This window comes from Pseudomonas sp. WS 5532 (assembly GCF_012985445.1).
Classification (GTDB): domain Bacteria; phylum Pseudomonadota; class Gammaproteobacteria; order Pseudomonadales; family Pseudomonadaceae; genus Aquipseudomonas; species Aquipseudomonas edaphica.
The window spans coordinates 112,788-126,055 of the sequence record NZ_JAAQWK010000022.1 but is presented as its reverse complement, the minus strand read 5'-3'; the positions used below and the strand labels follow the sequence as shown (position 1 = coordinate 126,055).

Annotated in this window: 14 protein-coding genes and 1 pseudogene; 7 read left to right on the top strand and 8 right to left on the bottom strand. The window is 58.5% G+C overall.

All coding sequences use genetic code 11. The features are described 5' to 3' along the window. Window positions 1–326 (top strand): annotated as a pseudogene (locus HBO23_RS33705) (hypothetical protein); the annotation flags it as partial. Window positions 327–627: 301 nt separating this feature from the next. Then, the gene (locus tag HBO23_RS27890; protein WP_017134664.1) at window positions 628–957 is read left to right on the top strand and encodes a hypothetical protein; all 330 of its coding nucleotides are present in this window, start codon (window positions 628–630) and stop codon (window positions 955–957) included. 199 nt (window positions 958–1,156) lie between these two features. Here HBO23_RS27890 and HBO23_RS27885 read toward each other — a convergent pair whose 3' ends face one another. The 5 genes from HBO23_RS27885 to HBO23_RS27865 form a co-directional block, all read right to left on the bottom strand. Then, entirely contained in the window at window positions 1,157–1,807 is a 651-nt protein-coding gene (locus tag HBO23_RS27885; protein ID WP_099549468.1) for a glutathione S-transferase, read from the bottom strand. A gap of 47 nt (window positions 1,808–1,854) precedes the next feature. Then, entirely contained in the window at window positions 1,855–2,490 is a 636-nt protein-coding gene (locus tag HBO23_RS27880) for a LysE family translocator (RefSeq protein ID WP_058420054.1), read from the bottom strand. 535 nt (window positions 2,491–3,025) lie between these two features. Beyond that, window positions 3,026–3,334, bottom strand: a complete 309-nt coding sequence (locus HBO23_RS27875) for a DUF3077 domain-containing protein (protein ID WP_017135426.1) — start codon at window positions 3,332–3,334, stop codon at window positions 3,026–3,028. Between the two features lie 408 nt (window positions 3,335–3,742). After that, window positions 3,743–4,318: a PIN domain-containing protein gene (locus HBO23_RS27870; RefSeq protein WP_170040552.1), complete on the bottom strand. Its 576-nt coding sequence runs from the start codon at window positions 4,316–4,318 to the stop codon at window positions 3,743–3,745. Next, window positions 4,315–4,785 (bottom strand): helix-turn-helix domain-containing protein, encoded by a 471-nt coding sequence (locus HBO23_RS27865; protein ID WP_017135424.1) that lies wholly within the window; start codon window positions 4,783–4,785, stop codon window positions 4,315–4,317. Before HBO23_RS27865 ends, HBO23_RS27870 begins: the two co-directional genes overlap by 4 nt. A gap of 191 nt (window positions 4,786–4,976) precedes the next feature. On the opposite strand from HBO23_RS27865, the gene HBO23_RS27860 reads away from it, so the two are divergent. Both HBO23_RS27860 and HBO23_RS27855 read left to right on the top strand, forming a co-directional pair. Further along, the gene (locus tag HBO23_RS27860) at window positions 4,977–6,131 is read left to right on the top strand and encodes an S-type pyocin domain-containing protein (protein WP_170040551.1); all 1,155 of its coding nucleotides are present in this window, start codon (window positions 4,977–4,979) and stop codon (window positions 6,129–6,131) included. Window positions 6,132–6,137: 6 nt separating this feature from the next. Further along, window positions 6,138–6,395 carry a colicin E3-like toxin immunity protein gene (locus tag HBO23_RS27855; protein WP_169988399.1) on the top strand — a complete coding sequence of 86 codons (258 nt, stop codon included), beginning with the start codon at window positions 6,138–6,140 and terminating at the stop codon, window positions 6,393–6,395. A gap of 197 nt (window positions 6,396–6,592) precedes the next feature. On the opposite strand, the gene HBO23_RS27850 is transcribed toward HBO23_RS27855, so the two are convergent. Then, the gene (locus HBO23_RS27850) at window positions 6,593–7,966 is read right to left on the bottom strand and encodes an ATP-binding protein (RefSeq protein ID WP_170040549.1); all 1,374 of its coding nucleotides are present in this window, start codon (window positions 7,964–7,966) and stop codon (window positions 6,593–6,595) included. Then, the gene (locus HBO23_RS27845) at window positions 7,963–8,625 is read right to left on the bottom strand and encodes a response regulator (protein WP_017135419.1); all 663 of its coding nucleotides are present in this window, start codon (window positions 8,623–8,625) and stop codon (window positions 7,963–7,965) included. Before HBO23_RS27845 ends, HBO23_RS27850 begins: the two co-directional genes overlap by 4 nt. Before the next feature lie 218 nt (window positions 8,626–8,843). On the opposite strand from HBO23_RS27845, the gene HBO23_RS27840 reads away from it, so the two are divergent. From HBO23_RS27840 to HBO23_RS27830, 3 genes are all read left to right on the top strand, one after another. Beyond that, window positions 8,844–10,112, top strand: coding sequence for a sialidase family protein (locus HBO23_RS27840; protein ID WP_138452105.1), 1,269 nt, complete (start codon window positions 8,844–8,846; stop codon window positions 10,110–10,112). Further along, window positions 10,112–10,723 carry a hypothetical protein gene (locus tag HBO23_RS27835; RefSeq protein ID WP_170040547.1) on the top strand — a complete coding sequence of 204 codons (612 nt, stop codon included), beginning with the start codon at window positions 10,112–10,114 and terminating at the stop codon, window positions 10,721–10,723. Before HBO23_RS27840 ends, HBO23_RS27835 begins: the two co-directional genes overlap by 1 nt. Before the next feature lie 72 nt (window positions 10,724–10,795). Continuing rightward, a complete protein-coding gene (locus HBO23_RS27830; RefSeq protein WP_170040545.1) occupies window positions 10,796–12,817 on the top strand; it encodes an LTA synthase family protein in 2,022 nt (673 codons plus the stop codon). Here the strand turns inward: HBO23_RS27830 and HBO23_RS27825 are convergent, their stop codons facing one another. Further along, complete coding sequence (locus tag HBO23_RS27825) at window positions 12,818–13,192, bottom strand: cytochrome c family protein (protein ID WP_017135415.1); 375 nt, start codon at window positions 13,190–13,192, stop codon at window positions 12,818–12,820. Window positions 13,193–13,268 lie beyond the last annotated feature (76 nt).

Below are 13,268 nucleotides of genomic sequence, written 5' to 3'. Positions count from 1 at the left end.
CCCTAAACTTGGCTCAGCAATCGTTGGTTACATCTTTGATTTCTCGCGGAGTAACTTGTGATGCTGATAATCTTGTTGACTATCAGTCTGACTCCACAAGCACCCACACGAATTGCTTGATTCAGTTATTAAAGAGCGGTTGGTTAAGATCTTTCGTCTCAACCGAGGCGCGCATTCTACAGCAGCCTCATTTGCTGTCAAGCGATTTCTTTATCAAAATCAACTACTTGAACCAGAACCGGCTTCAAGCTGCTCGTCAGCGGGAGGCGAATAGTACAGTATTCAATTATGTGGTCAACCCCCTTCCTGAAATTCTTTTCGATTAATCCACAGTGCCACGGTTGCAGCTATATAGAGTGTTCGATCGCCTGACAGCGCGGCTCATGGCAAACGCGCGACCTCGCCCAGGCGTTACGGTTAGCAATCGGCGGCGAGGAAAAGCCGGCGAATCAGCAGACCTGACATTTGCGTAGGCGCGCAATGCCCCTTCAGCCCCTGACTATCAAACCGGCTCTCACCCACTTTTACACAGGTCCGAAAGAAAGCCCTTGAAATTCAAGGCCTTTTTTTTCGCCTGCAGAAAAGTGAGTATAGGCAGGCGAACGCAGACAACGAGGAAACGGAACCATGGAATTGACGCTGGAAGCTGTTGCGCTTTTTGCTCTCAAGCTGGTGCATGAGACGGACGGCGCGAGCCCGTTGCTGCGCGATGACCTGGTGATGGATGGGTATGAGCGCGAAGTGTTTGGGTTGTTGGTGCGCCAGGGGGATTTGGCGACGATTCAACGCAAGCTCAATGAGTGCATTGCCCAGGCCTTGAATGCACTAGGCGGCGCCGACACGGTGCTGGGCCGTGAACTGCTCAAACTGTTTACAGATGTGCAACAGGCCAGCAGCCTTGATGAGCTAAGTACCCCGCTGATTACCCTCAAAGACTATCTGAAAGATATCCAGTGAGTCGGTGATCAACATACCGGCCAGGTACACCATCAATACGGCTACGCCAGCGTCCAGGCATCGCCAGACCACGGGCGTGCGAAACAGCTAGGTCAATCGCTGGCATCCCAGCGCCAACCAGATTAACGGCGCCGGCAGGACTCGCTGAGCAACAGCTTTTCAAGACCAGAAGTTTCAACGCCCCTTCTGATCCCCTCGGCTAATAATCCAACCGACCGAAAAGCTCTTCGAAAGGGATCATGACGTGCTCGCGATAAGCTTCACGCTCCCGGAGTCTTTGATACCACGCCTCAACGTGAGGAATGAGTGGGCGGGAAATAGCTAAAGAGAAGTAACGGTACAGATGTGTGCCAACAGTAATGTCTGCCAACGACAAACGTTCCCCACCCAGAAAGGGCTGCTCGCTCAAGACCTGGTCAAGTAACTCAAAATATTGATCGCAGAGGCTGATGCTTTTTTCGATAGCTTGCGGATCCCGCAACGCCTCAGGGGTTCGGTAAAAGCCCCAAAACACACCATTTAAAAACGTCGGCTGCAAGCTGGTTTGAGACCAATCCATCCAACGGTCAACTTGAGAGCGCTGAGCTGGGTCCTCACTCCAGAAACCAGATGCCCCATGACGCGCGGCAAGGTATCTGAGAATACTGTGCGACTCCCACACCACTGTCCCGTCGTCATCTTTTATGACAGGCACGCGCCCATGGGGGTTCATGCGCAGAAACGCTGGCGAATCCTTGAGGCCGTATTGGCCGCCCGCGGGAATATGGCGGTGGGCCAGACCTAACTCACCTATAAGCCACATGACCTTCTGAACATTGAATGACGAACGTCGCCCCCACACTTCAAGCATGCAACCTCCTGTTAACCACCCCTAACTACAACGTTGCAACCACCCTCTTACCGCCGCCCTTCAACCGCCATCCGCACAGCCAAGCCCATCAGCACCGAACCCATCACCCAACGCTGAACCGCCTGCCAGCCTGGACGGGTGACGAAGAACACGGCGATGGAACCCGCCATCATTGCAATCACCGCATTGACGCTCACGCTGATGGCAATCTGCGTAAAACCCAGGATCAGTGATTGCATCAGCACACTGCCATGCCCATTCGGGTCAATAAACTGCGGCAACAACGACAAATACATCACCGCCACTTTGGGGTTCAGCAGGTTGGTCACCAAGCCCATCATGAACAACTTGCGTGGGCTGTCCTGGGGCAAGTCCCGCACTTGAAACGGCGACCGGCCACCCGGCTTCACCGCCTGCCAGGCCAGGTACACCAGGTACAACGCGCCACCGAGCCGCAGCGCGTCGTAGGCAAAAGGCACGGCCATCACCAATGCGGTAATCCCCAGCGCCGCGCAGAACATATAAACGAGGAAACCCAAGGCAACGCCACCGAGGGAAATCAACCCGGCCGTGCGCCCCTGGCAGATCGAGCGGGAAATGAGGTAAATCATATTCGGCCCGGGCGTCAGCACCATGCCGAGGGAGATCAGACCATAAGCAAGCCAGCTGGACAGTTCGGGCATGGTGTCGCTCCTGCAGTATTGTGCTGGGTGCCATGGTAGGGCGTTGAAAAGCAGGGCGTTAGATACAGATCCGCGAGCAAAACGTCATACACCGCTCACGGTAAGGCACATGATCGACTTCGCCTCGCTGCCGTACACAAACATCGCGCACGTTTGATCTGGATTCTGCAGGCAAAAAAATACCCTGGCGTCCCAAGGTCTTTTTTACTGCTAACGCTGCTTCAACAGATGTACACCGACCGATGTGGGAGCTGGCTTGCCTGCGATGACCATAGGTATCTACACAACCGGTTAAAACGAAGTCTGTGGTAGGTGGGCTGTTGTGGCGAGCAGGCTTGTCCTGCGTTGGGCTGCGAAGCGGCCCCAGTAAAGGCACTGCAATTTTCCTGAAAGTACTCAGTGTCAGGGTTTGGGGCCGCTTCGCGGCCCAACGCAGGACAAGCCTGCTCGCCACAGGAGAAAGTGGCGGCCTTCAAAAGTTGTGTAGATACCTATGCTGCGATGACGCCAGCCGCCACACCCTCAAACCACCCACTTACACCGAAACAGCGTCCCCCTCCTCCATCACCCCATTGGGCAACATCCCATTCGCCAAATCATCCACCACAGCCTTCGCCATCTCCCCCAAATAATGCGCCGCCCAGGCATAACGGTCCGCGCCTTTGTCCATGGCCGCATCCAATGCGAGCATTTTGGAACAGTGCAGCAACTCGGAAGCATGCTCCAGGGCGTCACGAATGGGCACGCCAGCATTGACGCGGAATAGACGGTGCAGGTTGGGCTGTTTGCCGCAGGTGGAGAAGGTGATGATGCCGAGGGTTTTGTTGAGAGGTGGATTGATCATTGGGCACCTCCGGGCTGGGCGGTGGTGTGGGTTGCAGTATTACGAGGATATGGCCTGTCAGAAATGCTCATGGATTTAGCTCCTAATGTCGAGAAGCTGCCACATTCGTTATCAGGCGAAAGGGTGGCAGCTGTGCGCAGGCTGATAAACCGGGACAATAGGAACCCGGCAGGCCCGAAGGCCTCCCGCGCACAGCCGCCATAACACGGATGTGCGGACGCAAAAAAAGCGCCGGCATGGTGCTGGAGACGCTTGAGCGCCTATTGTTCCACGGGTTATCAGGCCCGGTCACTGAATTTGCAGTGACAGTGCGGAAAGTAGCGCAGAAAGCGGCATGGCTAATAGGCGTTATCTGTGGCGAAAAATTTCGGTGGGAGCGTTCGAGCAAATATTCCCGCTCATTCGAACCTACAACATCACCCCATATGGCCCAAGCACCTTACTCGTCTGCACCAACCCCTGGCGCATCAACATCTCAAGATAACTCCCAGCCTCCATCGGCGGTCGCTTCAACGTCCGCCTTTGCTTCTGCGCCGCCCCCAACACCGCCGCCTGATCCAAATCCCACAGATCCGAAATAAAGTCATCCGGATGCATAGGCTCATTGTCATAGGCAGCCAGGATATGCGCCGGGAAATCTTTCAAATTGAAGGTCACGATAACTTCAGCCTTGCTTCGAATCGCCGCCGCCAGCACATGACGGTCATCAGGATCAGGCAAATCCAAACTCGAACACAGATCCTCGTACCCCGTCACCAATGCATCGGGTATCGCCTTATCCATCAGCGCCGACGTGCAATTGACTTGCTCAGCCGTAAGATCCGGTCGGTTTTTGAGAACGTTGCGCTTCCACTCCTCATGGATCTGGCTCGTCCATCGAGCTCGATACAGTCCCGACAAACCAAGCCACATCAGCAAATCCCGGAGTGCCGCCGGGTAGAGAACACACGCATCGTATACCGCAGTAAACGGCGAACACCTCATCCGTCATACCCCATTCCCAACGCCTGAGCTTGTTGCGCCAGCGCTTCCATTGCCTCTTGGCTTTCTTCATCACGGCGCTGCTTGAACGCCATCAGATCCGAAAACCGGATTCGCCGATGCCGGCCCGTTTTTGTAAAAGGAATGGCGCCCTCCTCCAGCATCTTGACCAGGTGCGGGCGCGAAACGTTGAGCAGGTCGGCGGCCTCCTGAGAGGTCAATTCGGCATGCACCGGCACGACCTTGACGGCGTTACCGATAGCCAATTCGCCCAGGATGTCGACCAACAGGCGCAGGGCTGAGGTCGGGAGTACAAGTGTGTGGGGTTTGTCTTCTTTGTCGAAGATGTCGATGCGCTGGGTTTCAAATTTGGTCGAAAGCAAAGATGCCAGTTCTCGCTGGCCTTGCACGGCGGCTTCGACTTCCTTTTCCAGCGGCAGGATCGTTTTGGGGAGTTGATTGGTGATCATGATGCAGCTCCGGTGTTACGCAATTCGGTTGAATCAAAGCTAAACGAAACAAACGAAAATCGCAATAATCGAAACAGTCCTGGCTAACCAAACGCTAGTCTCCTTTTCCCACACCAACCATCGAACGAAGCCGACATAAGCCTCCGCTCCCACCTCATAGGCTCACTCCCACACAAGGAAGTGAGCCAGTCATGTCAGAACGCTCGTACCCCATTACCGAAGAAGAACAACTCAAACGGCGGATCCTGACGCCGCAGCCGAAGCGCGCGCCTTATTCACCGCCGATTGATTTATTTGAGCCGCCTCCCACCCCAGCGCCAACACCCGCCAAACCGCCAGGCTGCGTCTTCACAAAACCCTGCCAACTGCCCAACGGCATCATTCGCTACAACGACCCCACCGGTTACGTACCGCTGGAGTTGATCAAGGACTACGGCCATTTCAGCCTGTTGGGTGGCCACGAGGTAGACAGCCGTGGCGCGGTTGCCTTGCGCAAGATCAGCGGCAGTGCCCTGCCTGTCGGCTTGGGGCAATTGGCGTTGCGATCGGCGGCAGTGGAGTCGGCAGCGACTGCTGTTGGCACTGTCGCCGGTGGGCTGTTGAGTGGGTTGGTCGCGTTGTTATGGCCATCTGAGTTGGGCGATAGCGCGCTCTACAGCGAGGAGCAATTACGCTCGCTGCAACGGGCACGGTCGCAGATGCGTTTGCATGTCGAGCAGCGTGAGGACGGCACACTCAAGGGATATGGGTTTTACACGGGCAACAACCCCGATTGGCAGATGATCGATGTGGTGCAGTTCCAAAGCCGTGGCGATCAGTTTGTGGCGGATTTGGGTGAGGGCGTGGAGCTGATCTGGACGCCAGCGGTTGATCCGCGCGACACGCTGGGGATTCCCGCCTTGGAGGCTGCGCCGCAAGCGCCGGTGATCTGGATTTATCCGCCGACGGAGAAGGCGGCGCAGATTCTGGTGAACCCGATTTACCCACCGCAGTATCGGGATTTTATTCTGGTGTTCCCGGTGGAGTCGGGGGTTCGGCCGCTGTATGTAGTGGTGAGTGTTCGGGCTGGGGATCACAAATACCACAAGGCGCCTAAAGAGGAGCAAATAAGCGGCTTTCTAAACCTGATAAAAACAAAGCCTAAAACTCCAAAACAGGGAGGTGGCGGGTTAAGAGAGCGCTGGATTGATGAAAAAGGACGAACGATTTATGAATGGGACTCACAACACGGCGAGCTGGAAGCCTATCTGGCAAGTGACGGAAGCCACCTCGGGGCTTTCAGTCATATAACCGGCGAACAGCTAAAGCCGGCAAAGAAAAAGCGAAACATCAAAAAATACTTGTGAGGCCGCATGGGACTTAAAGTGAGATTGGAATGGTTCGACAAAACCACGGAATACGCGTGTGGCACGGAAGACTCAAAGGACTTGGGCGAGGACTACTCCGTCGTTACAAAGCTTGGGCTCTCGAAGGGAGAGGCCGTGAATAACGGTATGTTTGAACTACGCCGGGATTGGCTAACGCATGTGCAACCATTCTTCGTTCATGAAATCGTTCTTTCGAAAAGCGACTATTTCATTGCTCTCGATTACGAAGCTGCACAAATGTGAGCTCACTCGGAAAAACTAGATCCCATGCGCAGTGGTTCGCTGATAAACAAGAAACTCCGCCCGTCTCTGAATACCTGAGGGTACTCACGGTCGAGATGGACGTGCAGCAGTTCTATCTTTGGGGCTGCTTCGCAGCCCAACGCAGGGCAAGCCTGCTCGCCACAACGAGGCCGTTGGCTCGTAACAGGTGGGGATCATTAATCGGTTATGTTACGCGGCACTTTCTGGTCAAAAACCAACTGCGCGCACAAGCCGCCCTGCTCCAAATTTCGCAGGCTCAACGTACTGCCAATCTTCCCCACAATCATCTCCACAATCGCCAACCCCAACCCGGCGCCATTGGCGTTATCCCGGCTGTAAAACCGCTCAAACAAGCGCCCCATCTGCGCCTCATCAATCCCCGGCCCTTGGTCCTCCACGCGCAAACCATTAACGCCGATCACCACCCGTACCTCGCCACCCACCGGCGAAAAGTTAAGCGCATTGGTCACCAAGTTTTGCAGCGCAATCGCCAAGGCCACCGGCTCGGTTTGCACCCAACATTCTTCATCGCCTTCCAGCACCAGCTCCACGCCTTTCTCCATGGCCAGGGGCGTCAGCTCGGCGAGTTCTTCACGCACCAGTTCCGTCAGTTGCACGGGCTTGCGCACGGGGTTGCTCAGTTGTGGCTCGATGCGGGCCATGGTCAGCAGTTGACTGCCAATGCGTGTGGCGCGGTCGACGCCGTTTACCAGAAAGTCCAGGGCTTCGCGCCGTTGTTCTTCGGTGGCAGCGTTTTGCGCGTTTTGCGCGTGGATGCGCAGGATCGCCAACGGTGTGCGCAACTCGTGGGCGGCGTCGGCGATGAAGCGGCGTTCGCGTTCCAGCAGGTCGTCCATCTGCACCAGCAGCCGGTTGAGCGCGGTTTGCATCGGCTCCAGTTCGCTCGGCAGTGGGTTCACGTGCAGCGGTTGCAAGGCGTTGGTGTTACGCCCGCGCAGCTTGCGGGCCATGGTGCGCAAAGGCGTCAGCCCCCAGCCAATGGCCAACCAGATCAGTACGGTCAGCAGCGGCACGCCTATCACGGTAGGCCAGAGGGTGTGGCGCACGATACGCTCGATCACACTCTGGCGAACGTCGTCACGCTCGCCCACCCAAATCAGCAGGCCTTGTTGCGGGTCGGCGAGGAGGAAGGCGCACCAATCGTTGCCGCTGTCCATCAGGTCATGGGCGCCGAGTGTAGTGGGCGGTGCTGTGAGGACAGGTGCTTCGGCAGAACGCATGAGCAGTTGCCCGTCGCTGCGCCAGACCTGGAAGGTCAGCCGGGTCTCATAAGGATGGGCCACGCCCTCCTCGCCCACGCGGCTCATGGCCTGGTCGAACGCCTCGTACAAGCGGCCCCAGTCTGCGTCGCCAGGTTCGCGCTGGCGCAGTACGCCTTGCAGCAGGCGGGCACTTTGGGCGAGTTGGGCGTCGTAGACTTCTTCGATTTCGTGGTGGCTGTCGCGCAGCACCAGCCAGCTGATCAGGGCGTCGCCGAGCAGGATCAGGACCAGCACCGGAATAATGATGCGTGCGCGTACCGAACTCATGGTTTGAGCGCCAGCACATAGCCCACGCCGCGCACAGTGCGGATCAGCTCTGTGGATAACTTCTTGCGCAGGTTATGGATCAACACCTCCAACGTATTGCTTTCCACCCGGTCCTGCCAGCCATACAGGGCGCGAGACAGCCGCTCGCGGGTCACAACTTTACCGGGGCGCACCATCAGTTGGTGCAGCAGTTGGTATTCCATCGGGGTGACGATGATCTCATCGCCCTGGTAGCGCACTTGCTGGGTGGCCGGGTCGAGGCTGACGCCGGCGTGTTCGAGCATGGGTTGGGCGCGGCCCTGGCTGCGGCGCAACAGCGCGCGCACGCGGGCTTTGAGTTCCTCGACGTCGAAGGGTTTGATCAGGTAGTCGTCGGCGCCGGCATCCAGGCCAGCGATGCGTTCGGCGGTGCCATCGCGGGCGGTGAGGATCAGCACCGGCAGGTCATGCTGCCCGGCGCGCAGTTGCTGCAACAGGTCGAGACCATCGAGGCGCGGCAGGCCGAGGTCGAGCAGCAGCAGATCAAAACTTTCGGTGCGCAGGGCGTGCAAGGCGCTGAGGCCGTCTTGCAGCCAATCCAGGGTGTAGCCTTCGGCGCCCAATGCCACGCGAATGCCTTGGCCGAGGGCGCGATCATCTTCGACGAGGAGTAGGCGCATAGCGAAATCTCTGTAGGAAACGGCGAAATCATGCCGGTTCTACGCAGGGCTATTCGGGCAAAGATGTTACGGCTCGTTGCCAACTAAGGTTGCGCTAAGGTTGGTTTTGCACTGTGCCGGCAGGTACGGGACCACCTGTCGTTATGCACGCTCACCGGCCGCAGGAAGCGCCTGCCGGGTGAACGTGCGCCGTCATCCTTTCTTCTCACAGGTTCCCTATGCGCTGCGCCCTACTGATCTTCAGCCTGCTAGGCGTCTTTATCGCCGCCTGGCTGAGCCATCCGCCCCACGTGCTGGCACCGTTTGCCCAGGCGAACCCGAGCCCGGCGAAGGTGGCGGCAGCCCCGCAATACACCAGCCGTTTTGTGTCCTCACAGCTCACCGACTTTGTGCACTCCTCCTCCGTGACCGCCCTGCCCGGCGGCGACTTGATGGCTGTGTGGTTTGCCGGCTCCCGCGAAGGCGCCGCCGATGTGCAGGTGCGCACGGCGCGGTTTGATGCACGCAGTGGCGAATGGGGCGGCGAGCAGGTGCTGGCCACGCGGGAAAGCACCCGCGACGGCACCCAGCGTTACATTCGCAAACTGGGCAACCCGGTCATTGCCCTGGGGCCGGATAAACGCCTGTGGATGTTTTATGTGTCGGTGTCGGTCGGTGGCTGGGCCACCAGTGCGATCAACGTGATGGTCTCCGATGACCTCGGCGCGAACTGGTCGGCGCCTCGGCAATTGGTGACCTCGCCGTTTTTCAATATCAGCACCTTGGTACGCGCCGCGCCGGTGTTCCATGCCGACGGCTCGATTGGCCTGCCGGTGTATCACGAGTTCATGGGCAAGTTTGCCGAGTACCTGTACTTGAGTGCCGATGGCGCGGTGATCGACAAATTCCGTATCAGCCGCGGCAAACATTCGCTGCAGCCAACCATCGTGGCGCAAGACGGCCAGCGGGCCGTGGCGATGCTGCGCTACGCCGGTGAAACCCATCACCGCGTGCTCGCCAGCCGCACCGAGGATGCCGGGCAAACCTGGAGCGAGCCGTTCCCGCTGGAACCGGCCAACCCCAATTCTTCGCTGGCGGCCGTAGGGACTGAAGACGATGGTCTACTCGTCGCCCTCAACGACCTGCAAGACGGCCGCTTCAAGCTCAGCCTCTACGGCACCGACGCGCAGATGACGCAATGGCGCACGGTGGTGCAATTGGACCAGTCGCCGGACCCGCTCGGTCAACCGTTCTCCCCCCAGGCTTATAAAGAAATCATCGGCGAAGGCTTCCGTACCTCCAGCGGTGCCAAGCGTCTGCCGTTGGAACAGCGCTTTCTGAGCAACCTGGATTACCGCGTGTGCAAACCCCGTGGCTGCGATTTTGAATACGAATACCCGTACTTCAGCCGCAGCCCGGACGGCATGTACCACTTGGTGTACTCGTGGAATAACACCTTTATCAAACATGTCAGCTTCAACGAAGCCTGGCTGGCGGAGCGCTTGTGATGATGGCGTTGTGGCAAGCCCATTTGAGTTTTGTATTGCTGGGGTTTGTGCTGCTCAGCACGTTCCGGTTCACCGCCCCGTGGCGGCCATGGCTGCTGCCGGTGTTGGTGGCGTTGAGCTTTATTCCGGTGAATGAACTGCCGTTGGCGGCGTATGTGCGCAGCTTTACCGATGACCTGGCGATCAGCACCTTGGTGTTGTTGGCGTGGGTGGCGGTGTGCCGGTTGGGGCTGGTGCAACCGCTTGCCCGGGCACATCAAGTGCAACTGTTGATGCTGTTTGGCGGGCTGTGCCTGCTGTTGTACCCGGCGGCGATGGGGCTGACGTATTTCGACCCGTACCGCTGGGGGTTTAACCCTCGGCCGATGATTGTGTTGATAGGCGCATTGACGCTGTTGATGCTGGCCCTGCGTAACAGGTTGGCGGTATGGATGCTGGCGGTGGGCACGTTGGCGTTTGCGCTGCGGCTCAAGGCATCGGAGAACTATTGGGATTACCTGGTCGACCCGCTGTTGATGGGCTACTGCCTGGTAGCTGGATTAATGCAACTCAAACTGTGGGAGCTGGCTTGCCTGCGAATGCGCCGCCTCAGGCAGCACATCGGGCACTGACACACCGCTATCGCAGGCAAGCCAGCTCTCACAGTGGGCCTGCGTCGTTTTTTGAAATTGGGAAGGTTAATGATGACTGCGTTGCAATCACGCCGCCTGCGCTACGGCGTGGGCGCGATCGGGTTGGTGTTTGTGCTGCTGGCGGCGTTGCGGCTGGTGTTTTTAATCAGCTTTTCCGGCCTGGATTTAAACACCGAGGGCTTGCTGGAAACCCTCGGCATCGGCCTGCGTTTCGACCTGCGCCTGGCGGTGTTGCTCCTGCTACCCGTGGCCGTGCTCGCCTGGCTACCGCGCTGGAACCTTATCACCCTGCCCGCCCTGCGCTGGCTGGCACGCGGCTATCTGGTGATTGCACTGGCGGTGGTGGGTCTCATCTACATCATCGACTTCGGCCACTACGCCTACCTCGGCGTGCGCATCAACGCGACGGTGCTGCGCTATCTGCAAGACGCGCAGATTTCTCAACAGATGGTGTGGGAAACCTACCCGGTGCTGTGGATAACTGCCTGTTGGTTGGCGGCGGTGGTTGTGTGGGTGTGGGCACTGGTGTGCCTGGAGCGATTGACTCTGGATCATGCGCCCAAAAACTTCGGCAAACTCACGCTGACGTTGGTGTCCGTGATTGGCGGGACCGCCGTGCTGCTGGCCTTGCTCGGCCGCGTGGCTAATCTCAACCTGGAAAACCCGGTGCCGTTGCGCTGGAGCGATGCGTTCTTCTCCGGCAACAGCCAGGTAGCCGCCGTGGGCCTGAACCCGGTGCTGTTTTTGTACGACACGCTCAAGGTTGGCCAGTCGCAATTCGATGAAGCCCAGGTGCGCACGCATTACCCACAAGTGGTCGAGTACCTGGGCGTTGACCAGCCTGACGCGCAGCAGCTGAATTTCATCCGCGAACAAGGCGTGCAGCCTTACAAACTGGCAGGCGAGCGCCCGCCCAACGTAGTTTTCGTCATGCTCGAATCCCTCGGCACCAGCGCCGTGGGCGCCTATGGCAACCCGCTGAACCCCACGCCGAACCTGGACAAGCTGGCGACGCAAAGCTGGTTCTTCAAACACTTCTATGTGCCCGTCACCGGTACCGCCAAAACCGTGTGGGCGAGCATCACCGGCGTGCCCGACGTGACCCGCCAGGAGACCGCCACGCGCAACCCGCTGATCACGCGGCAACACACGTTGATCAACGCCTTCGAGGGTTACCAGAAGTTCTACATGATCGGCGGCAACGCTGGCTGGGCGAATATCAACGCGCTGATCCGCCAGAGCATCGACGGCGTGCAGCTGTTTGACGAAAGCCACTGGCGCTCGCCCCGGGTGGACGTGTGGGGCATCTCTGACCTGGACCTGTTCAAGGAAGGCGACCAACTGCTGCGCGCCGTGCCCAACGGCCAGCCGTTCTTTGCCTACCTGCAAACTTCCGGCAACCATCGGCCGTTCACCATTCCCAAGCAAAATGATGGTTTCCAACTTAACACCGTAACTCTGGAACAAGTCCAGGCTGCCGGTTCGCGCAGTGTCGAGCAATACAACGCAGTGCGCCTGCTGGATTACAACATCGGCCGCCTGATGGACATCGCCAAGGCTGGTGGCTGGTACGACAACAGCATTTTTGTGTTCTTCGGCGACCACAACACACGCATCAGCCAGATCCCGCACATGGCGCCAGCTTTTGAGCAACTGGGCCTGGAAAGCAACAACGTACCACTGCTGATCCACGCGCCGGGGCTTGAGCCACGCGTTATTGACGAGGCCGTGGGGTTGGCGGACTTGCTGCCAACCGTGGCCGGCATGGCGGGCGTGCCGTTTCGCAACGGCGCGATGGGCCGCGATATCCAGCAGCCGGCGCCGGAAGGCGAACGTGTGGTGCCACTGGTGCTGCACGAAGGCACCTTCCCGATTATCGGCGGTGTAACCCAGCACTTCCTGTTGCAGATGCAGCACGACGGCGGCTCACCAACCCTGCACGACCTGGCTTCGCAAACACCGCGCGAAGATGTAGCCGAGCAGCATCCCGAAGAGTTTCAGCGCCTGCAGGGGCTGACCCGTGGGCTGCATGAAAGTGCGCGGTTGATGCTGTTCAGGAACGTACGCGAATGATTACTTGGGTTGGAAGGTTTCCAGGTAGGCCAAGATGTTTTCGATCTTTTCCGGGTCGCTGATACCCCAGAAGATCATGCGCGTACCGCTCACCACCTTCTTCGGCGCTTCGATATAGGCCGCGAGTTTGTCGCGGGTCCAGACCACGCCGGAGTTTTTCATTGCGTCGGAGTACTGATAGTCCGTGGTGGTGCCGGCAGGTCGACCGATGATGCCGTTAAGCTCAGGCCCGAAGCCACCGCGTGCGCCTTCACCGATGCTGTGGCAGCCGCCGCAGGTTTTACTGAACAGTTTGCCGCCCGCCTCGGCATCGCCGGCCGCCAAGGCCGGGGCGGTGTTGAGGATCAGGGCGAGGGTCAGTAAGGTGTACTTCATGCAAGTCTCCACAGCAGGCAACGGTGCGCCAATTATGCCTGTATCCACCTTGCCGTGCCGCTGCGGACAACCCCAC